This is a genomic window from Peribacillus sp. NPDC076916, from assembly GCF_050269675.1.
Classification (GTDB): Bacteria; Bacillota; Bacilli; order Bacillales; family DSM-1321; genus Peribacillus; species Peribacillus aracenensis.
Genome location: NZ_JBNNIU010000021.1, coordinates 1 through 19,484, shown reverse-complemented (window position 1 = coordinate 19,484; position 19,484 = coordinate 1). Strand labels below are relative to the sequence as shown.

The 19,484-nt window shown below is 35.3% G+C and carries 26 protein-coding genes and 5 pseudogenes; 22 read left to right on the top strand and 9 right to left on the bottom strand.

Annotation, left to right across the window (positions count from 1 at the left end):
• Window positions 1-66: 66 nt before the first annotated feature.
• From ACQKFG_RS26935 to ACQKFG_RS26905, 7 genes and pseudogenes are all read left to right on the top strand, one after another.
• Window positions 67-414 (top strand): hypothetical protein, encoded by a 348-nt coding sequence (locus ACQKFG_RS26935; RefSeq protein ID WP_427564101.1) that lies wholly within the window; start codon window positions 67-69, stop codon window positions 412-414.
• Between the two features lie 95 nt (window positions 415-509).
• Complete coding sequence (locus ACQKFG_RS26930; RefSeq protein ID WP_427564099.1) at window positions 510-812, top strand: peptidoglycan-binding domain-containing protein; 303 nt, start codon at window positions 510-512, stop codon at window positions 810-812.
• A gap of 114 nt (window positions 813-926) precedes the next feature.
• A pseudogene (locus ACQKFG_RS26925) lies at window positions 927-1,520 on the top strand (cupin domain-containing protein); the annotation flags it as partial.
• Window positions 1,521-1,541: 21 nt separating this feature from the next.
• A complete protein-coding gene (locus tag ACQKFG_RS26920; protein ID WP_427564122.1) occupies window positions 1,542-1,838 on the top strand; it encodes a DUF5661 family protein in 297 nt (98 codons plus the stop codon).
• A gap of 385 nt (window positions 1,839-2,223) precedes the next feature.
• Window positions 2,224-2,772 (top strand): hypothetical protein, encoded by a 549-nt coding sequence (locus ACQKFG_RS26915; RefSeq protein ID WP_349730476.1) that lies wholly within the window; start codon window positions 2,224-2,226, stop codon window positions 2,770-2,772.
• Window positions 2,773-3,198: 426 nt separating this feature from the next.
• A pseudogene (locus tag ACQKFG_RS26910) lies at window positions 3,199-3,906 on the top strand (IS110 family transposase); the annotation flags it as partial.
• A 44-nt stretch (window positions 3,907-3,950) separates the two neighbouring features.
• Window positions 3,951-4,127, top strand: coding sequence for a YolD-like family protein (locus ACQKFG_RS26905; RefSeq protein WP_427564120.1), 177 nt, complete (start codon window positions 3,951-3,953; stop codon window positions 4,125-4,127).
• A 600-nt stretch (window positions 4,128-4,727) separates the two neighbouring features.
• On the opposite strand, the pseudogene ACQKFG_RS26900 reads toward ACQKFG_RS26905, so the two are convergent.
• Window positions 4,728-4,985 (bottom strand): annotated as a pseudogene (locus tag ACQKFG_RS26900) (tyrosine-type recombinase/integrase); the annotation flags it as partial.
• A gap of 43 nt (window positions 4,986-5,028) precedes the next feature.
• Between ACQKFG_RS26900 and ACQKFG_RS26895 the strand changes: the two are divergent.
• Window positions 5,029-5,124, top strand: a pseudogene (locus tag ACQKFG_RS26895) (phage holin); the annotation flags it as partial.
• Window positions 5,125-5,252: 128 nt separating this feature from the next.
• Here ACQKFG_RS26895 and ACQKFG_RS26890 read toward each other — a convergent pair.
• A complete protein-coding gene (locus ACQKFG_RS26890; RefSeq protein WP_192204125.1) occupies window positions 5,253-5,378 on the bottom strand; it encodes a YjcZ family sporulation protein in 126 nt (41 codons plus the stop codon).
• A gap of 212 nt (window positions 5,379-5,590) precedes the next feature.
• Here ACQKFG_RS26890 and ACQKFG_RS26885 point away from each other — a divergent pair, with 212 nt between their 5' ends.
• The 4 genes from ACQKFG_RS26885 (at window position 5,591) to ACQKFG_RS26870 (ending at window position 8,052) form a co-directional block, all read left to right on the top strand.
• Complete coding sequence (locus tag ACQKFG_RS26885; protein WP_427564118.1) at window positions 5,591-6,652, top strand: peptidoglycan-binding protein; 1,062 nt, start codon at window positions 5,591-5,593, stop codon at window positions 6,650-6,652.
• 73 nt (window positions 6,653-6,725) lie between these two features.
• The gene (locus ACQKFG_RS26880) at window positions 6,726-6,947 is read left to right on the top strand and encodes a LysM peptidoglycan-binding domain-containing protein (protein ID WP_427564096.1); all 222 of its coding nucleotides are present in this window, start codon (window positions 6,726-6,728) and stop codon (window positions 6,945-6,947) included.
• A gap of 29 nt (window positions 6,948-6,976) precedes the next feature.
• The gene (locus ACQKFG_RS26875; protein WP_427564094.1) at window positions 6,977-7,759 is read left to right on the top strand and encodes a hypothetical protein; all 783 of its coding nucleotides are present in this window, start codon (window positions 6,977-6,979) and stop codon (window positions 7,757-7,759) included.
• Window positions 7,760-7,779: 20 nt separating this feature from the next.
• On the top strand, window positions 7,780-8,052 hold the full coding sequence (locus ACQKFG_RS26870; RefSeq protein WP_427564092.1) for a hypothetical protein: 273 nt from the start codon (window positions 7,780-7,782) through the stop codon (window positions 8,050-8,052).
• A 74-nt stretch (window positions 8,053-8,126) separates the two neighbouring features.
• Here ACQKFG_RS26870 and ACQKFG_RS26865 read toward each other — a convergent pair whose 3' ends face one another.
• On the bottom strand, window positions 8,127-8,372 hold the full coding sequence (locus ACQKFG_RS26865) for a hypothetical protein (protein ID WP_427564090.1): 246 nt from the start codon (window positions 8,370-8,372) through the stop codon (window positions 8,127-8,129).
• Window positions 8,373-8,504: 132 nt separating this feature from the next.
• Between ACQKFG_RS26865 and ACQKFG_RS26860 the strand changes: the two genes are divergently transcribed.
• Entirely contained in the window at window positions 8,505-9,326 is an 822-nt protein-coding gene (locus ACQKFG_RS26860; RefSeq protein ID WP_427564088.1) for an STAS domain-containing protein, read from the top strand.
• A 233-nt stretch (window positions 9,327-9,559) separates the two neighbouring features.
• Here the strand turns inward: ACQKFG_RS26860 and ACQKFG_RS26855 are convergent, their stop codons facing one another.
• The 3 genes and pseudogenes from ACQKFG_RS26855 to ACQKFG_RS26845 form a co-directional block, all read right to left on the bottom strand.
• The gene (locus tag ACQKFG_RS26855) at window positions 9,560-9,727 is read right to left on the bottom strand and encodes a hypothetical protein (protein WP_427564086.1); all 168 of its coding nucleotides are present in this window, start codon (window positions 9,725-9,727) and stop codon (window positions 9,560-9,562) included.
• 84 nt (window positions 9,728-9,811) lie between these two features.
• Complete coding sequence (locus ACQKFG_RS26850; protein WP_427564084.1) at window positions 9,812-9,979, bottom strand: hypothetical protein; 168 nt, start codon at window positions 9,977-9,979, stop codon at window positions 9,812-9,814.
• A gap of 133 nt (window positions 9,980-10,112) precedes the next feature.
• Window positions 10,113-10,433 (bottom strand): annotated as a pseudogene (locus tag ACQKFG_RS26845) (helix-turn-helix domain-containing protein); the annotation flags it as partial.
• A gap of 12 nt (window positions 10,434-10,445) precedes the next feature.
• Between ACQKFG_RS26845 and ACQKFG_RS26840 the strand changes: the two are divergent.
• Both ACQKFG_RS26840 and ACQKFG_RS26835 read left to right on the top strand, forming a co-directional pair.
• A complete protein-coding gene (locus ACQKFG_RS26840; RefSeq protein ID WP_427564082.1) occupies window positions 10,446-10,835 on the top strand; it encodes a peptidoglycan-binding domain-containing protein in 390 nt (129 codons plus the stop codon).
• A gap of 12 nt (window positions 10,836-10,847) precedes the next feature.
• Entirely contained in the window at window positions 10,848-10,991 is a 144-nt protein-coding gene (locus ACQKFG_RS26835) for a peptidoglycan-binding domain-containing protein (protein WP_427564080.1), read from the top strand.
• A 153-nt stretch (window positions 10,992-11,144) separates the two neighbouring features.
• Here ACQKFG_RS26835 and ACQKFG_RS26830 read toward each other — a convergent pair whose 3' ends face one another.
• Window positions 11,145-11,972, bottom strand: a complete 828-nt coding sequence (locus ACQKFG_RS26830) for a hypothetical protein (RefSeq protein WP_427564078.1) — start codon at window positions 11,970-11,972, stop codon at window positions 11,145-11,147.
• Window positions 11,973-12,372: 400 nt separating this feature from the next.
• Between ACQKFG_RS26830 and ACQKFG_RS26825 the strand changes: the two genes are divergently transcribed.
• The 5 genes from ACQKFG_RS26825 to ACQKFG_RS26805 all read left to right on the top strand — a co-directional run bounded on the left by ACQKFG_RS26825 (window position 12,373) and on the right by ACQKFG_RS26805 (window position 16,615).
• Entirely contained in the window at window positions 12,373-12,900 is a 528-nt protein-coding gene (locus ACQKFG_RS26825) for a hypothetical protein (RefSeq protein ID WP_427564076.1), read from the top strand.
• Between the two features lie 70 nt (window positions 12,901-12,970).
• The gene (locus tag ACQKFG_RS26820) at window positions 12,971-14,416 is read left to right on the top strand and encodes a hypothetical protein (RefSeq protein ID WP_427564074.1); all 1,446 of its coding nucleotides are present in this window, start codon (window positions 12,971-12,973) and stop codon (window positions 14,414-14,416) included.
• Window positions 14,417-14,451: 35 nt separating this feature from the next.
• Window positions 14,452-14,583 (top strand): hypothetical protein, encoded by a 132-nt coding sequence (locus tag ACQKFG_RS26815; RefSeq protein ID WP_286182143.1) that lies wholly within the window; start codon window positions 14,452-14,454, stop codon window positions 14,581-14,583.
• Complete coding sequence (locus ACQKFG_RS26810; RefSeq protein WP_349730031.1) at window positions 14,576-15,931, top strand: arsenic transporter; 1,356 nt, start codon at window positions 14,576-14,578, stop codon at window positions 15,929-15,931. Before ACQKFG_RS26815 ends, ACQKFG_RS26810 begins: the two co-directional genes overlap by 8 nt.
• A 15-nt stretch (window positions 15,932-15,946) precedes the next feature.
• Complete coding sequence (locus ACQKFG_RS26805; protein WP_342615389.1) at window positions 15,947-16,615, top strand: DUF2642 domain-containing protein; 669 nt, start codon at window positions 15,947-15,949, stop codon at window positions 16,613-16,615.
• 314 nt (window positions 16,616-16,929) lie between these two features.
• On the opposite strand, the gene ACQKFG_RS26800 is transcribed toward ACQKFG_RS26805, so the two are convergent.
• Window positions 16,930-17,151, bottom strand: coding sequence for a hypothetical protein (locus tag ACQKFG_RS26800; RefSeq protein WP_427564071.1), 222 nt, complete (start codon window positions 17,149-17,151; stop codon window positions 16,930-16,932).
• 203 nt (window positions 17,152-17,354) lie between these two features.
• Window positions 17,355-17,933: a hypothetical protein gene (locus ACQKFG_RS26795; RefSeq protein ID WP_427564069.1), complete on the bottom strand. Its 579-nt coding sequence runs from the start codon at window positions 17,931-17,933 to the stop codon at window positions 17,355-17,357.
• A 519-nt stretch (window positions 17,934-18,452) separates the two neighbouring features.
• Between ACQKFG_RS26795 and ACQKFG_RS26790 the strand changes: the two genes are divergently transcribed.
• The gene (locus ACQKFG_RS26790; protein ID WP_349730028.1) at window positions 18,453-19,004 is read left to right on the top strand and encodes a hypothetical protein; all 552 of its coding nucleotides are present in this window, start codon (window positions 18,453-18,455) and stop codon (window positions 19,002-19,004) included.
• A 208-nt stretch (window positions 19,005-19,212) separates the two neighbouring features.
• On the top strand, window positions 19,213-19,389 hold the full coding sequence (locus tag ACQKFG_RS26785; protein ID WP_427564067.1) for a helix-turn-helix domain-containing protein: 177 nt from the start codon (window positions 19,213-19,215) through the stop codon (window positions 19,387-19,389).
• The last annotated feature ends 95 nt before the right edge of the window (window positions 19,390-19,484 follow it).

The following is a 19,484-nucleotide window of genomic DNA, read 5'->3' as shown; positions in this document are numbered from 1 at the left end:
ATTAAAATAAGCTGCCCATCGGGTGGCTTTTTATTATGAGTTTAAATTAAAAGCAGACGATGGAAAATGAATTTTACTAAACTTCATCAATTGGTTGATAAAAGAGGTAAATTATTATCCAAAGGCACTTATTCAAAACGTACAAAAGCAATTACCCACCGAGTTTGGCACCATTCCTTAACAAAAAAAGATTTGGGTGGTTCTGATGCTGCAAGCTTCGCGGGTTACCATGTAAACACGCTGGGATGGCAGGGGATAGGGTATACATTTGTTATCGAGCCTAAGAATGTTATTAACACACCAATCGGTAAAAGAGCTCGGATTGTATATGCGAATGATATCGACCGCAGGACCTATCATGTGGGGAATAGCAATCAGTTCTCTAAAAGCAAATCCTGGAATCGATCCAACTAAATTAAAAATAGGTCAGAAAATAAATTTTGGAAATGCTAAAGAGGTTATTGTACAACCATATATAAATGAGGAGGACGAAACTTCGAACTGGGGAGATGAAACAAATAAGATCCATTCAAAAAACTTTAAATAGCCCTTATGCAGCTGGTCTTATTGTGGTTGGAAAGTGGGGAGCTCAGACTAAAGCTGCCATTGTCACAGTGGAGAAAGGTGCAAAGGGCAATCTTACATGGATCCTACAGGCTGCACTATATTTGGAAGGATATACCCTTGGATCACTTGATTCTGTTTTTGGAAAAGGCACCGAGTCAGCTTTATATAAGTTCCAGAAGGCAAGAAGTTTATCTGCAGATAAGATAGCAGGTAAAGCGACTTTCACTGAAATGTTTGCTGCATAATCAAAAGCCCTTACTCATTTAGAGTAGGGGCTTTTTTATTTAAAACTCCGTCTAAAGTACATTCACTTAACAAGTGCATATGATAATTTTATAAACTGTGAAGGGTTGAGAAAAATGTATCATGTTCCTTATATCCATCATTATCAATGTCAAAATCCTTATAATGTTAATGTACCCATAAATAACAATATAATACAGCCCCAATACTGGACTGCCCACGATGTTGATAACCAATTGGGTTATTTACAATCATCAAACGGCAGAAATAATATTGAGGTAAAAGATTATGGAGCAAAACCATTTGTAGTGAATATTAATGAGGCTACGAAACAAAACAATACCTATCGTACCGCTTTATGGACAGGAAAACATTTTCAAGTTACATTGATGAGTCTAAAAGTTGGTGAAGATATTGGTTTAGAAATTCACCCTAACGTTGACCAATTTTTACGTATTGAACAAGGTCAAGGTTTTGTTCAGATGGGCAAGAGAAAAGATAATTTAAACTTTGTAAGGAATGTCTATGATGATTATGCAATAATGATACCTGCTGGCACATGGCATAATGTAACCAATACAGGTAATATTCCTCTAAAACTTTACTCGATATATGCTCCTCCTAACCATCCATTTGGCACGGTTCATGTAACTAAAACAGATGCTGTGGCTGCAGAACACCGTTCTGACTGCGATGAGCACTATTCTCATCCAACAGAGTATCCAAATAGGATTCAAACAAATAATTTAAACATCGTAAAAACAAGTTTTTCTAAAGAGGAAGCAGGAGCGATAGCTTTACTTTTAGGCATTGATTTTAATAAAAGCAAATTTGATTTAGATGAGTTTTGGATGGGAGTAAATACCGAGCTTGAACATGGAAAAATATCAAGCCAAACAAATGTAACTGGTGATGATCCTATTATAACGGGGAAAATTGCCCTAGCTCATCTTCACGAGTTTCCTGATTACTACAAAAGACTAAGGGTGCTTGAGGAAGAAGCAAAAGCCTATTGGAACAGGGATTAATGGAATGTCTAAATGATAAGTACAACTCATATTTTTAAGCGAGTTTGTGAAATATTTTACTTAAACTAACGGGTGCTTTAGCTGAAGATCGTAGCTGTCTATAAGGCAGCTTTTCTTATGGAACTAACGGGGCAGGATATTTGAAGAAAAAGATACATATTTTAGGGACAAATTCATTGAAATTTGTCTTTTTATGTAGTTAATCCTCTCTTCAATCAGATAAATACACTAATAATATGTGATTGGTTTAAAAGAGGCATGAAAGGACATAAATTGGGGAATTTTAATAATCTAATATCATTTTACGTCCTAAGAAAAGTTATTTTAATTTAAAAATGCAGAAATGTAGTGTATATACTAATCTTATTTATAGGAGGGCAGATCAATGAATACACGGGAAGTCAAGGTCCAAAAACAAGGGTGGATTCCTAAAAAGGAACGTATATGGGTAATCGTGGCGATTATTATCGCTGCTTCGATAACGATTTGGGAAATTAAGGGACTATTACAACTTTCATTAACCACTCTGCACAGCGGGCAGTTCGAACATACATTTAAAGGTTTTGGCTCCAATGCAAGAATTGCCTTATTTTTTGTACTTGCTTATTATGTACTTCTTCGTGTTATTAGGCTTCGTATGCTGAAAGGTCAAGGCAAGGTAAAAAAATGGTTGTCTACTTTGCTGCGCTTTGCCCGAAGATGGCATACTCCAGCAGCGATTATCGCCATCGCTTTTATTATCTTGCATACGGTAGCTGTTTTTATGCACGGCTTCAAATTTGATTTAAATAATATAAGTGGATTGCTTTCCTTGCTAGTCCTGCTTCCAGTTCCTATATCGGGAATATTTCGATATCAGAGGAGGGACCGGAAGTGGCATTTGCGGTCTGGTGTTGCTTTTGCAATTCTATTTTTAATTCATTCTTTTTTATAACCAACATGTTATAAACCTTATTAGAGTCAGAGAAATAGTCTATTTTCAGGTGTAATGAAGTAAATGTAACAATGGGGGAAATATTAAAGTGATCGTTTCGTGATTTTTTAAAAAGTGCTTCTTGGGTAACTCTTTTTTTGGAGAACGAGATTGTGAATAAATACACTTAAACTAACGGGTGCGTTCGTATTATAAGGTTAGCCAGTTTTTACTGGTTGACCTTTTTTTAATAGAATCTATTATATCAGTAGCCAGGGTAGGACGTACGGGTGTGTGGGACTTGATCCCGTGAACTAAACTGTCCGCCCCCTACTTGTAGAAACATGTTTGAGGCTGGTTGGGACGCAGATCTCGTATAACAAGCGAAGCAATGACACTACATGGAGGACTAGGGGTACTGGTTAATAAGTAGAGGAGGTAAAGATAATGAATCCAGTTGTTGGTCGGGATGTGGCAAAAGGAGAGAGCCAAGTTCAGGCATTCTTAGATCAATCTAAACCGTATGGGAAGAGCTTTTCAATGAAGCATATCAAAGAGGAGTTAGATCATTTTTTAGAATTTCTAAAAGAAATTGGAGAGGTGACAGGGCAGATGTCTATGGTCATTTTAGAATCTACAGGGCATTACCATTCTCCCGTTATTCAATACCTGGGGGATCAAGAGATTCTATATATCTTACTAAATCCGATTATTTCTTATCAGGCAAAGAAGTCCAGTTTACGGAAGTAAAAACAGACGCTATCGATGCGTACCAGTTGTGTGTGCTGTATTACAAAGAGGATTTAGAACCTCAGAAAATGAGAGGAATTCAGCTATTAGACCTTCGGAATTTGTCCAGACAACAGGAAATTGTAACGAATATGTATGTGGAAGCTAAACTTCAGTTTCACACCATTTTAGATCAAGTGTTTCCTGAATACCGGAAGGTTTTTGGGGATCTATTTTCGAAGGTTTCTTTATTGATGTTAAAGGAATATCCTACTTCAGAGGCGGTATTAACAGCCGGAGAAAGTAGACTAGCAGAGAGTGTTATAGAGTTCTGTTCTAGCCGATCGGGTGAATGGGCATGGGGAAAAGCAAAAAAAATAATGGATTCCGCATCTAGAAATCCATTCCAAAAAAACGTGTATGAAGATGAATACCAGGTTGAAGAGTTTGAAAACGATATTCACTATGCGATGGAATATCATCTACCGATAAGATTTAGCTTACATAACGAGGGAAATCCAAAAGAATTGCATGGTTATTGTGTGTACATTCATCCTGATACGAAAGAGTTACGAATCCAGAAGAAAGATAGTTCCTTTGAGAAAATTAAGTTTGATGAAATTATTGGTGTGATTGTAGAGGATTAAAAAAGTCCTTCTCTTTATTTAGAGGGGCTTTTTTATATTTATACCCAAGAAAAAAACACAAAACTTGGACCCTTTTTCTGTCTTTTTCAGATAAGCGGCACCCTATAAAGAAGAACGGAAATATTTTATATCTTAAATAATACATTCACTTATATTTAACTACAAAAAAAATTTTGTATTACGTCTAAGTGTTTACCTATTCAGAGTAGGCGGACGGTTTAAGAAGTGCTACCAACACGACTTAAACACGCTGTGCTTTTTTGATTTTTTAATTAATAAAAGTGAAAAATATACTATAAAAATACTGCCCGAAAATCACCCGATAAATGCCGAGTTATTATGAGTTATTGTGATAAATGAATTTTAGTGAATGCTTATAAATAGGCGTTTTAGTGAAAGTTTGACACTATTTTAAAGGTAAGAGCATGTTTAGAACACAAGTTCACCCATGGGAACGCGAACAATATATGTCCATGTATTAATATCTCAAACCCTTGGCACCTTTGGTGTCAGGGGTTTTTTGTTTGGTGGGCAAATCTAAGCCATATATATGAAGTAGATATTTGCCCACCATTTGCCCACAAAATTCAGCAAAAAAATTTAACCGATGATTCCCTTGGTGTATTCCTCAAACTTATCCATGTTTTTCTGTTCAAGTTTTTTGCGTATATGTGCGTAAACATCAGAAGTTATAGCAAGGCTACCATGACCTAATCTTTTCTGAACATATTTCATATCCGAACCAGCTTCAAGTTGGAGCACGGCATGTGTATGACGAAGAGAATGGATGGTAAGAGAGGGCAACTCAGCCCTTTTTAAGATATGGCTGAATGCGTTAAATAAGGTGGATTTTGGCATCAAACAACTCATTTATTAACTTCCTTACTGCGCTCTCCCACTAGGGTTTGCTTTATATGGAGTATATAAGAATCAATATTTAGTGACTAAAAAAGCTCAAAAACAAGAAGAAGTATTAAAGGAAAACGGATTAAAGTAAGCTGCCCATCGGGTTGCTTTTATTTCAGGCTCTGTTAAAGGATGTTGCTGATTTTCTTATGGAACAAATGGGGCGGAATAAATAAAAAAGGCCGACCAATAAAGGTCAGCATTTTTCATACTATTTCTCTAACAGAAACCGCCACCGAAACAGCTAGCTCCAACAATGATTAAGAGTATAAACAAAACGACAATAAAGGCGAAACCTCCACCAAATCCAATACCGCCATCACAACTTGATTCACAACCTGACATAAAGACATCTCCTTTTTTGTTTATTAAGGAGGTAAAACTCAAATGGGTTATATTACCTTATGCTCTAATCAGGAAAATGACACTTAACGTTTAACAAAGCCTTATTTAAATTAAAAGGAGAAGATGGAAAATGAACTTTATTAACCTTCCACAATTAGTCGATATGAGGCAAATTAGAATCGAACGGTTCATACTCAAAGCGAACCAAATCCATTACTCATCGAGTATGGCATCATTCATTAACTAAAAAGGAGTTAGCTGGCTCAGATGCTACAAGCTTTGCCAAGTACCATGTACTTACACTAGGATGGCCTGGATGTGGCTATGCGTTGGTTATTGAGCCTAAGAATCTTATTAATACATCAAACGATAAAAGGGCTAGGATTGTATATGCAAATGATATTAACCAAAGGACCTACCATGTAGGCAATAGCAATCAGTTCTCACTTGGAATATGTGTAGCTGGTGACTATCGCTATGACAAGATGGACGATGCCACACTTGCCAGTATTGCAGAACTTCACGCTGCACTTGTTAAAGATGGGATTGGGAAATATGATAAGGCTCATAATGAAATGCCGGGTTATAGTTGGAAAGCATGTTGTCAGTATAACTACAGAGATGCTTTTAATTGGAAAGGTTCAAAAACTCCAGCCAAACCAAAACCGGCTCCTGATGTTTATACCATCCAAGAAGGTGATACTTTATGGAGCATAGCACATAAGGAGGGAACGGGTGGAGTTCAAGTTGAAGATTTAATTAAAGCGAATCCTGGTATAGATCCAACTAAACTAAAAATTGGTCAGAAAATCAACTTTGGAAATGCTAAAGAGGTTATTGTACAACCTAATGATAATAAAGAGGAAACCGAACCTTCAAACAGTGGTGATGAAGTAATTAAGTCGATTCAAAAAGCGTTAAATAGTAAAGCTGGTCTAATTGTGGATGGATTTAATGGTCCGAAAACCAAATTAGCACTTATAAAAGCGTTACAAACTGAACTTAATAAACAGTTCAATAAAAAGCTTGTTGTGGACGGTAAATGGGGAGCTAAGACAAAGGCTGCCATTGTTACTGTCCAAAAAGGTGCAAAAGGCAATCTTACTTGGATTCTGCAGGCTGCACTTTACTTGGAAGGATATAGCCCTGGATTACTCGATTCCATCTTTGGAAAAGGTACTGAAACTGCATTAGAGAAGTTCCAGAAGAAACGTTGTATTATAGCTGATAAGAAGGCTGGTAAGGCAACTTACACTAAATTGTTTGCTGCATAATCAATAGCCCTTACTCGTATTGAGTAGGGGCAATTTTTTGTTTTATCTTTGTTAAAGGATGTTGTTGATTCGCTTGATGAACTTAAACGGCAGTTGGTTAATAATACATCCCTTCACGAAAGAGTTGCGTATTCAAAAGAGGGATAGAAAAAGCGCCAAGCACACAATTGTGAAAGGCGATACGGTATCAGCTCTTGCTAAAAAGTATGGCAGAACAATTGAACAAATAAAAGACTTGAATGCACTTGAAAGCAAATATACGATAAAGACTGGTCAAAAATTATTTGTGAAGTAATTCTTACTGTATTTATGATGGCTTGGTCGATGCTTTCTACCAAAACAACATCAGCTGAAGAAAGGAAAAATAATGGATTGGCTGAGTATATACTAATCACAATAATGCAAGATGACGAGATAACTGATTGTCAAAAAGAAGTGTTGAAAAGTGTGGGTTGGGAGGTAGAAGGTAATAGAATTTTTAAAATTGGTAATTTTGGTGAGGGGACTATTAAAATTAATGGAAAAGAAACTCCTGTCAATTCAGATGGTTCTTTTTTTGTTGAAGGTAGCCCAGATGAAATTACAGTATCAGTAAATGAACAAGAAGAAAAAATTGTAGAAAAAAATTCGAATGGACAATATCATTTTGTTCAACCTATTAGTTGGGATCATTTTAATGAAGTTATGGATCATCATGATGAAGAATTTCAAGAATCAAATGTCTCGCAATTAGAGAGCACTGACCAGAATCTAAATAGCAAAACAGATTTAGGTATTATGAATACAAATAATTCAAATTCTAATAATGTAGATAATTCAGGGGCTACTTATAATACTAATAACGCTATTCAAGTAGGTTATTATGACAAATATAAAAAAGGTGATTTTGTTCACTGTAATCGATTCAATGGTCCCTCTTCAGATGATGTTCACTATCCAAAGACAAATTGGAAAGCATTAAGGAATTTTGCACATAGTGATTGTGATGATGCTTTTGCTATTAGATGTCTCAAAGATTATACTTCAGAAACATGGTGTAATGGTCCCGGTGGAGCTGCAGCTTGTTCAGGTAAATTGGGTCACAGTAAAAAATATCACCGTCATTAATAATAGAGAGGAGGGTATATTTGAATGTGAAGTTCTTGGCCGTTTCAACCGTTTCTATTATAGCTTTTCTTAGTATTTACTTTTCTGGTTATACAGCCTATGGTAATGCCTATATAGCGTTTGCTTTATGTTTAATATTATCTTTAATACCCTTAGTTTGGTCAGTAATCCAATTGTTCAAAAAAGATATTGGAGCTATTATATTCTTAATCATTTCCGCAATGTTATTACTTTTTACTCTTTTTATGTTTTTAACTCCAGAAGCAGGTAATCCTCCTGAATTGTTTAGATAGCACTTTTAAAAAAACAGTTCGGGTAGTGTTGTAAAAGAGCCCTTCTCTAAGTGAGAGGGGCTTGTTTTTTGGTTTTAATTAGGATTAACATTTTTAACTAACTCTGTAATATCATTATCCTCGTAATAAATCACTTGATCAATTCTAAAATCCTCACTAGCAGCGAAGCTAATTTTAATCTGCTGAATCCATTCATATGCGGAAATGGCTGCTGTCCAGTCAGGATCCTTCTTATAATCTGAATTTAGAACTGGGAAGCTTCCACTTTGTAAAAACTTCGTTCCTTTTGAATGTAAGTAAACTTTGATATTAATGTTCACAATAATACCCCGTTGACCCAAGAGTTTTTAGTTTTACAATATTAATTAACATAAAAATAGTGTAAACAGGTTTAGTAATTATAATAACAGGGTAATAGTATTTTTGGTATACAATAATAGGGGGATTAAATTATGAAGGGGTCACTAGAAACATATAAATTTTTGGAATTCATCCAAGAAAATAAAGAGGATTTTGAAGGTTCATTATTAAACGAAGCATTTAATGTGAAAGACAAAATTGAAGAAATTTTAACAATCGGTAATATTGACCTGATAAATAATGCCCATAAGCTGGTTCAATACATTATTAAGGGTGAAGAACAAGAACTTCAATCATTTGCTAAACAAGAAGGTATAGCTTGGGCGACACACGAAATACCGTTATATTTCAAATTAGAGTGGGTACAAGCCATTCGAAGAACCTTGTGGAAGTTCCTACAAAAATATAATGAGGTACAGAATAAAGTTATTACTGAAGAATTTTTTTTGGTAGAAAAACAAGTTAATAATCAAGTGGATAGGTTTTTAAATGTGTTTTTTATCACATATTCTCAATACAAAGATTCGTTGATAATGGCTCAAAAAGAATTGGTTGAAAATCTTTCGGTGCCTATAATACCAATAACACCCACTATATGTATTTTACCTCTAATTGGTGCGGTTGATCTTTACCGGACGAATATTCTCGAGGAAAAAGTTTTAATAGAGATTGGAAAATTACGTATTCAAACATTGATTATGGACTTATCTGGAATTATGGAAATGGAACCTGAAGTAATGAATCATTTAATGAAGATTATTGACGGCACTTCTTTAATGGGATGCACCACTGTGATTACCGGGTTAAGGGCTGAAGTGGTTAGAAATATGATAAACTTAGGAATGAGATTAAATGAAAATGCACAAACATTAGGAACTTTACAACAAGCACTGAATAAATTCTTATTAAGTTAAACACGGAGAATCTTAGAGGAGGGTCGCCTTGCCGACTCTTTTTTCTTATTCAATATATTCTAACCAATTGCCTAAATATTTGTTCCTATTCAGCAATTATATTTTGGTATAAAAACTATAGTTAGTGAATTGTTTTCATCTTCAACTAAAATACCCGGTTTGTAGCATAAATAATGAGCTGCCTTAAAGACAGCTTTGAACTTCAGCTAACTCACCTGTTAGAAGCTAAATTATTATTTTTGGTTTTTTAATTTGCAAACCTCTTCTTCGAGATTACCTATTCTTTGTTGAAGTACTTTCTTCGGTTCTGAAATCCTTCGAGTTAATATAACGAAGAAACCTATAATAGCAATAATTCCTCCAGCAAAAGCAATAATAAATAATAATGCAACATCAAACATATAAACAACTCCTAATTTATCTAGGGATTTCAGGTTGAAATAAATCGTCTCCAGTATGTCACCAGAAGCGGCAAAAATAAACAGTTAAAAGACTTTAAAAAGAACGGAGTTTGCCCAGTATGCCACTAGAATAATAATAATTGTTGTAACAATAACAAGCATTTTTTTACTGTGATTTCCAACTTCTTTCTTTTCCACTATTTCCTCTCTGTATTTCATTTGTACCTTTTTCTTTTTATCATCTAATTTCATAGCCAATAGACCCCTTAATGAAAATAATTTAAGTTTATTTTACCATAAAAAACCATATTTGTTCTTCAACTAACCTGCCCCGATAGTTCCATAAGAAAATAAGATCCATGGCCAGGAAAAACCTTATCTGCGATTAATTAAGGTTGTCCATAAAATCAGCATTAAAGTAAAAATCGTTCATAAGCTTGTTCACAATTCCGTTGAAGTAAGCAAATTGCCCTTTATACATCTTAACTCCACCCTTAACCTTCATAGCAAATTCCTCGAACGCTTTGGTGCCGATCGCTATTTCTTGTTCCCTAGTGAATGCCCGTTTGTTAGTAGAATAATCAACCACTCTATTACATTGCTTAATTACCCTCCAAAACTCCTGTATAGTTTCAGCTTTTTCGTAGAAAGAACCAACTAGATTACTAAATACACCTGGAACCCAATGGGCTACAAAATTTGCTTGTTTTAAAGAGGTATGACGGGTGGATTATCCTATTCACAGATGATGGTTGGTAAAAAACCAAGCCTTTCTTTGAAATTTAAGAATGAAACTGAAACCATTGTAGCGGTTCCTCCAAAGACTGAGGTTGCTTCAGAGATTACTAAGGAGCCATCCAAGAATAAAGGAGATGAAACAATTAAATCCATTCAAAAAACTTTAAATAGCCGTTATGAAGCTGGTCTTATTGTGGATGGATTTAATGGACCTAAAACCAAAACAGCACTGATAAAAGCGCTACAAACGCAACTTAATAAACAATTCAATAAAAGGCTTGTTGTGGATGGTAAATGGGGAACTAAAACTAAGGCTGCCGTTGTTACTGTCCAAAAGGGTGCAAAAGGCAATCTTACTTGGATCCTATAGGCTGCACTTTATTTGGAAGGTTTTAATCCTGGTTCACTTGATTCTATCTTCGGAAAAGGTACGGAATCAGTATTATCTAAATTCCAGAAAGCTAAAAAGATAACTTCAGATAAGAAGGCAGGTAAAGATACATTCACTAAATTGTTTGAAGCATAATAAATAGCCCCTACTCGTATTGAGTAGGGGCTATTTATTTGTTGAAGCCTTGTTAAAGGTGTTGTTGAATTTCTTAATGAACTAAAGGGGCAGGATAGTTTATGAAGGAAAATTACAGACAAATGTTTATATCCAATTGTTCCCTTTTTGATTCTATCTTTTTTTCGGCCCTTTTTTCCCCTTGGGGCCTTTTCCATGTTTGACCTCACGGGTTCCCGCTGATTCTTCTCCTTCATGAGAATCTTTATGGCGTTTAGGTTCCGAGAGCTCCTGGGTTTGCCCTGACTCGGTGGAGGCAGTACTATCTTTTGGTCCTTTTTTTCCTTTGGCGTCTTTGCCATGTTTCACCTCGACGGTTTCCGCTGATTCTCCTTCTTCATGAGAACCTTTATGGCCTTTAGGTTCCGAGAGCTCCTGAGTCTGCACTGACTCGGTGGAGACTGTACTATCTTTCGGTCCTTTTTTTTCTTTGGGGCCTTTGCCCTTTTTCCCCTCACCGGTTTCCGCTGATTCTTCTTCATGAGAACCTTTATGGCCTTTAGGTTCCGAGAGCTTCTGGGATTGTCCTGACTCGGTGGAGGCTGTATCATCTTTCAATCCATTTTTCCTTTTTTTTCCTTTGCCACCTTTGCCTTTTTTTCCCTCACCGGTTTCCGCTGATTCTCCTTCTTCATGAGAACCTTTATGGCCTTTAGTGTCTAAGAGCTCCTGGGTTAGCCCTGACTCGGTGGAGGCTGTACCATCTTTCGATCCTTTTTTTCCTTTGGCACCTTTGCCCTTTTTCCCCTCACTGGTTTCCGCTGATTCTCCTCCTTCATGAGGACCTTTATGGCCTTTAGGTTCCGAGAGCTCCTGGGATTGCCCTGACTCGGTGGAGGCTGTACCATCTTTCGGTCCCTTTTTCCCTTTGGCGTCTTTGCCTTCTATTACCTCTTGAGTTACACGCATTGGCTGTTCTTTTTTATTAGATTTTTTCTTCATTTTTTCACCATCTTTTAAAATTTATTTTCTTGATTAACTTATGAAAAAAATCCGAAACTTGATTAGACTCCAATACATTTATTTTTGCAAAATTCGCTAAATAGCGATCCACTCTTCAGTTAGGTTAATTAAGGTTGGACTATCCATTACACCAATGCATCTGTTAGATGCTGAGAGAATTTCCCACATGTATTTAGCGCCATCTCTTTCCCCTTCTTATCGTATAGTTCATTCAGTAATTTCTTTCATTTAACCTCAGGAAATTCTAAAGGAAAGTGCATATACACATTTTTTATGAATTTCATTCTTATTGATAGAAGATGGACATTTACCACGACACAATGTCATTCCATGACACATATACATACAGGGTAAATGATTATATAGGAGGGGCAACATTATGAATAAGGAATGGTTAACTAATTTGGTTGGGAAAGTTCTAAAGGTAGATAGAGGAGGGCCTGAATCTCGGACAGGATTATTATTAGGCATTTATGATGACCACTTATCGATTTTAACTGAACAAGAAGGTGTTATCTACTATAAAACCGACCATATCAAAAGTATTACCGAGAATGTAAAGAAGGGGTTCCAATTTCAACTGGAGGTTCCCGAAAATTTTACTTTTAAAACAGCTACAACTTTTAAAGGCTTACTAGGTGACCTCAGAAATCAATGGGTAAATATTAACCGAGGAGGTCCTGAGAAGCTTGAAGGCGTACTTCATGATATTAATGATGAATTCGTAACATTAATCCTAAACGAAGAAGTTATTCGCCTGTCAATGTTCCATATCCGCAGCATCAGTTATGGGGCAAGAGTAGAGAAACAAAAGGAAGATGAAAAATCGGAAAAAAATAAAAATAATAAAGACGATGGAAAAGCGGAAAAAAATAAAGATAATAAAGCAGAAGAAAAAGAAAAATAGTATATCCCATAAATGATGTGTCGCTTCTTGGGCAGAAGCGACCATCCAATTAATAAGGGGGACTCATCAGATGAAAGAACAAAATTTTCACGAGGAACTTAATTCACTGATAGGTTTTAATATTAGTATTATTTCCGATGATAAAACCGTTCATAATGGGGTAGTACTTGATGTGAAAAGCGACTTTATTGTCATTCAAATTAATCCTGATAAACAATGTTATTTTAACTTAAATCAGGTTTATGCCTTATTAAAAAACACCAAAGAATTCCAGGTTCAAATACTTGACCACGAACCAACACAGAAACAAAGTTTTACAGAATTAATAAATGAACTCAAAGGTCATTGGGTGACAGTAAATAGAGAGGACAATCTATCCTTTGACGGATTTTTAAGTACCGTAACTAATAATTATATCGTTTTATTAAATAAGGATAAACAACTTTATGTCCAATTATCAAATATACTCTATATTTTCAAAGGGATAGATAATAAGGAATCATCAGAGAACAAACAAAAGGAAAATAAGGACGAAAATACTGAAAATAAACAGTCAGATGCAGATCAAGTTAAGGAAAGTGATTCCGTGTTGAAGGAAGACACTGAAGTTAATTCCAAAGGGAAGGAAGAGCCTTCTGAACAGAAACAAGAACAGGACATTTTAACTTTTGAAAAAGATGAACCAGCCTCTGTAAATTCTGAAGTTTTATCTGAAGTGAAAGAAGAACCGACTGTTCAATCTACAGGGAATGAAGTGAACAAAGATCAATTCAACGTAAAAGAAAATAAGAAGGAAAAACCTTCAGAAACTAATCCTGAAAAAAGTGTACATTCTGAAGTTTTATCTGAAGTGAAAGAAGAACCGACTGTTCAATCTACAGGAAATGAAGTGAACAAAGATCAATTCAACGTAAAAGAAAATAAGAAGGAAAAACCTTCAGAAACTAATCTTGAAATAAGTGTACATTCGGAAGTTTTATCTGACGTGAAAGAAGAACCGACTGTTCAATCTACAGGAAATGAAGTTAACAAAGATCGATTCAATGTAAAGAAAAGTACGGATAAATATAAGAAACAAAAATCCCTTGAAAAAAAGAAAAAAGAAAATAAGAAGGAAAAATCTTCAGAAACTAATAAAAGAGAAAATAAGAAGGGGAAATCTTCAGAAACTAATAAAAAAGAAAATAAGAAGGAAAAACCTTCAAAAACTAAAAAAAAAGAAAGTAAGAAGGAAAAACCTTCAGAAACTAAAAAAAAAGATATACAAGAGGCAATCCAAGATAACTTGACTGAAGAATTCAGGAACTCAGGCCCTCAAGAAATGAACGAACAATCCTCAAAGAAAAATAATTTAAAAGAAAAAATGAAACTGATAGATAAGAAATGTTACGAATTAATAAAATCCACTGAAAAAATGTATACAGAAAACGGAAATGAAAAAAACAATTATTCTTCATTGATGAAATTTGCTGAAAGAGTGCATGGAAAATTGAAGGCAAAACGGTTAAAGCCTTAGATACAATCCAGGGCTAATTGAAAGGAGGACATGGAATGATGATTTTGTTTTTTTCTGTAATTGGGGGAGTCTTCTATTCTTTTTTTGTAAAACCTCAAAATCAAACCACTCCTGATACCGTAAATATTACACCATCCAAAAACAAGGCGGCGGAGGTAAATGCTTAGTTCACAAATTGTCTTGATGTCAATAATTTTTACTTTAACAATTATTCTCATGTTATGGAGACCATTTGGGATTAATGAAACGATACCTACTACAATAGGTGCCTTGACTGTATTAGTTGCAGGCATTGTTCCTTGGATGGATGTTTTAAATATATTTGATATTATCAGGGGCGCTTCTTTAACCATATTATCCACCATAATGATGTCTATTGTACTTGAGAGCATTGGTTTTTTTAGGTGGATTGCTTTAAATATCATCATCCGGTCTAAGGGTTCAGGGGTTAGATTATTCGTTTATACTAATCTCCTATGTTTTTTCATGACAATGTTTTTCAATAACGATGGAAGTATCCTTATCACAACACCTATCATTATTCACATTGTAACGTTACTAAAGATTAAACCTCACCAAAAAATCCCCTATCTAATATCAGGAGCTCTAATTGCAACGGCAGCGAGTGCCCCAATAGCAGTAAGCAATATTTCCAATTTGATTGCACTAAAAATTGTAGGATTGAGCCTTAATAGTTATATCAAAATGATGTTTATTCCTTCAATGATAGGGATTTTAACAATAGGGTTATTACTTTATCTATATTTTAAGAAGGACCTTCCAAGGAAAATTCCCAGTGTACCTGTAAAATGGGATAAAACCTTTTCACGCTATGTGCAAACTCATCCACTCGATGTTAAACAACATTCCGAAGATAATGATTGGAAGTTGTTTAAAATGAGTTTTGCAATCGTCATTTTAACTCGGGCGAGCTTCTTCGCACTTACACCATTTGGGGTTCCCTTGGAATTGATCGGTATGGTGGGAGCGTTCCTTTTGATATTACTTAGATGGTATAAAACCAAAACTGGTCTTGGCGATATTGTAAAGAAAACACCTTGGCATGTTCTTTTATTTGCTTTCAATATGTACGTGCTGGTATATGGGTTGAAGAATGTTGGCTTGAATGATTATATAGTCAGCAATTTAAAACCCTTAATTATGGACAGCCCATTCAACGCAACCATGATCATGGGTATATTATTAACTATCCTATCCAATTTATTTAATAATCTTCCTGCAGTTATGATAGGGACTTTGTCGATAACAGAGATGGGATTGGATCCTCACCTTGTACAAATTGCTTATCTTGCTAACGTGATTGGAAGCGATATAGGTGCTTTGTTAACGCCTGTTGGTACGCTGGCCACATTAATTTGGATGTATATATTGAAGAAACACTCCATCAATATCTCCTGGGGAAAGTATCTTAGAGTTACCTTTTTAATAATTCCTATAGGGTTAATCGTAAGTTTAATCTCGCTGTATTTTTGGACCAATTGGTTATTAATGTAGGAAGGAGGGATGATTATGAATAAAATATTACAAAATCTCAGAGGCAAAACAATTAAAATCGAAATTTCCGGAAAAAAAATTTTTTTCGGTACACTGGTTGATACTGGTATTGATGTAGTGGTTATCTTTAATGGACAGGATTTTGTGTATCTTCCAATAATTCATATTCAAAATTGCAAAGTAAATACTACGGAAAACGAGGAGATTTCCCCTCCTGAAGACTCACCTGGAATTGAAGCGGAGGAAGAATTATCACTACGAAAAACTCTTTTATCCGCGAAAGGGATGTTCACGGAAATATACGTAACTGGTAACCAGCCTTTACATGGTTATATAACAAGGGTGATGAATAATTACTTTGAATTCTATTCACCAGTTTACAAGACTATGTATATACCTTTAATTCATTTAAAGTGGATTATCCCATACACAGACAACCAAACTCCTTATGGTTTAAGTAACAAGGATCTTCCTGTACATCCATCAAAACTTTCAATGGCAAGAACCTTTGACGTACAAATGGAAAAACTGATCGGTAGCTTAATTATTTTTAATATAGGAGAAAACTCCAATTTAATTGGACAAATTAATAAGTTAGAAGATAATTTTGTTGAACTTATTACGGCAAGGGAGGAACCTGTATATTTAAATCTTCACCATATTAAAACAGTTCACCTACCGTGAATTAAAGGCAGCAAATATGCTGCCTTTCTCACATATCTATCTTTTGGTAAAAAATCAGGAATTTGTTCAATCCGCTTTATTTTTCCCTCATATGATTATCGCTGTTGGCTTTGGTCCATGGAGTGGTCGAAAACCAAGGGAGTTTTTGTTGAATTGAAGTTAGTGATACCCCTTCCCGAGGGTCTTTCTTTAGATACTCGATTTCTACGAGAATATTTAATGAGTATCCTGGTTTCTTATCAGGAAAATGCTCACCTTCTCCATGACAGTGTAAAACCTTCCCTTGTTTTAAAATAAGGTTCTAACCTTCTTGACTAACTCCGTAATATCTTTAGCATCGTATAAACAACATGATCTATTCGGAAATCCTTACTAGCAGCATAGCTACTTTTGATTTTCTGTATCCATTCGTACGCGGCAACTGCTGCAGTCCAATCTGGGTCTTCCTTATATTTTGCGTTAGGAACAGGGAAGCTTCCCTTTTGTGAAAATTTAGTTTCCTTAGAATGTAAGTAAACTTTGATATTAATGTTCAACTTTCAACACCTCAATGACATATTTATCGAAATTATTCTATTCCTTCTCGAAAATATAATCTAGGTTATATGCGCCAACCAGTACTCTACCTTTATTCTTATAAGGGATTCATACTTTGGTAAGTAAATTTCCAAAAGGTGTATCACTAACTTATGATTAAAAGAAAAGAATATCCACAGCCAGGAAAAACCTTTTATTGAGACTAATTAAGGTTGTCCATAAAATCTGCATCAAAGTATAGCTCATTCATAAGTTTATTCACAATTCCATTGAAGTAAGCAAATTGCCCTTTATGCATGTTCACTCTACTTTTCATCTTCATAGCAAATTCCTTGAATGCTTTGGTGCCGATTTCTTTTTCTTGTTTACCTGTGAATGCTCTTTTGTTAGATGGATAATCTACCACTCTATTACACTGTTTAATTACCTTCCAAAATTCCTGTATAGTTTCAGCTTCTTCGTAGAATGACCCTACTAGATTACTAAATATACCTGGAACCCAATGAGCAACAAAATTCGCTTGTTTTAAAGAGTTTTTTAGAGGATTATCCACATTAGAAAATTGAGCTACGGCTTTACGTTTATTGTTTTTAATAATTTGTTTTAAGAAAGAAGTAGTTGTTTTAATGGCCGGACACCTCTTGGACTCTTTCACAGGGTACTTGCCGGACATTTCATCTTTCACAGGTTGAATAATGATGGCATTGGCTGTTTGCATCATATCCTTTTTTCTCTTCATTGGTACCTGACGGATCATACCAAAGTCTGCAAGTTTCTTCATTGGTTTACTTGATTCTATCTTCGGAAAAGGTACTGAGTCGTCTTTATAAAAGTTCCAAAAGGCACGGGGGATTTCTTCAGATATGAAAGCAGGAAAAGCTACTTTCACTAAATTGTTTGGTGCTTAATCAATAGCCCTTACTCGTATTGAGTAGGGGCTATTTTTTTAAAAAAGGTGTTGTTGAATTTCTTAATGAACTTATGGGGCAGTTTAGTTGAAGAGTGCTGTTTGATCTTTATTCAACACTTGGGACATATTCTTGAATAAGGGAGGAATTTATATGAATAATCTTGAAAATGTAATTTATTCCATAAAAAATCATCGTTGTTGAATAAGGTACAAATATATAGCCCAACCAGTACGTGCCTATTATGTAATTTACTTAAAGGATATAGAGAATAAAAAGGCTCTAATATTGAATAAGAATATAAAAGGGGGAGCTTATTTGAAACTTTGTACTTTTAGGTAATTTTTAAAACTATTAGGCTCCATTTCTTAAACGAGAAAGGAGAATGTCTTTTGAGTTTAAAACATGAGAAACATATGAGTTCAGAAATAGCTGATAAAACTTATTTGACCAAAGGATGGGGCTATTTTGCAGCTCTTGCACTGTTGCCGTATGCGATTTTAAAATCGCTTTGGGCATTGGGATCAACGGTAGGACTTACTACAAAACAAGCTGTACAAAATGTAGCAGGGTTTGGTGATACATTAAAGGAAGGACCGGCTTTTCTATATACGTTATATACCTTCGGAATAGACTTCACAGCTATCTTGGCGATACTGGCATCTTTATTTGCTTTAGCTCTCGTGACTTCCTGGGGTGAGAAACTACCAAAATGGTTATTAATCATATCAGGATGGTCAGTTGGGGTGTTGACATTTCTAATTAGCATCTTAACAGCTCTTCAATTTTTAGGAGCGCTTCCAAAAGGGTACGCCGAAGGATTAGCCATTTGGGTGTATGTGGTAACGTACGGAGGATTGTTCTTGTGGGGAGTAACTGTATTTATTGCGACTCTGTCGTTCCAGCATCGGATTAAAAACAAACAGTCTAAAAAGGTATTTTAGGCAATGATCTTCGAGTGCTTAGCTTGAATAACCTTTGAATGTAGGTGTTATGGGATAACCTTCAACAATCGGCGCGCTTCTTGAAAAAGTTTCGCTTTTCTTAATGAACTAACGAGTGCGTTAGTTCATTCGGGCATAAAGGAAGACCATGATATGAACTGCACCCCAATTGTTAGACACCATCTAACAATTGGAGGTGCTATTTTTTATGACAAAATATTCATTAGAGTTGAAATTAAAAGCTGTCCTTGCTTATTTAGAAGGAGTTGACTCATTTAGTACTATCGCCAAACAATTTAATACCAGTTTGACTCCTTTAAAGCATTGGGTGGCACATTATAAAGAACATGGGATAGAAGGGCTAATTTCTACCTATACAAATTAGGATATTAACTTTAAGATGGATGTACTAAACTATATGAACGATTTTGGAGTGTCTAGTACCCATGCAGCTGCTGTGTATAACATTGCTTCTCCTTC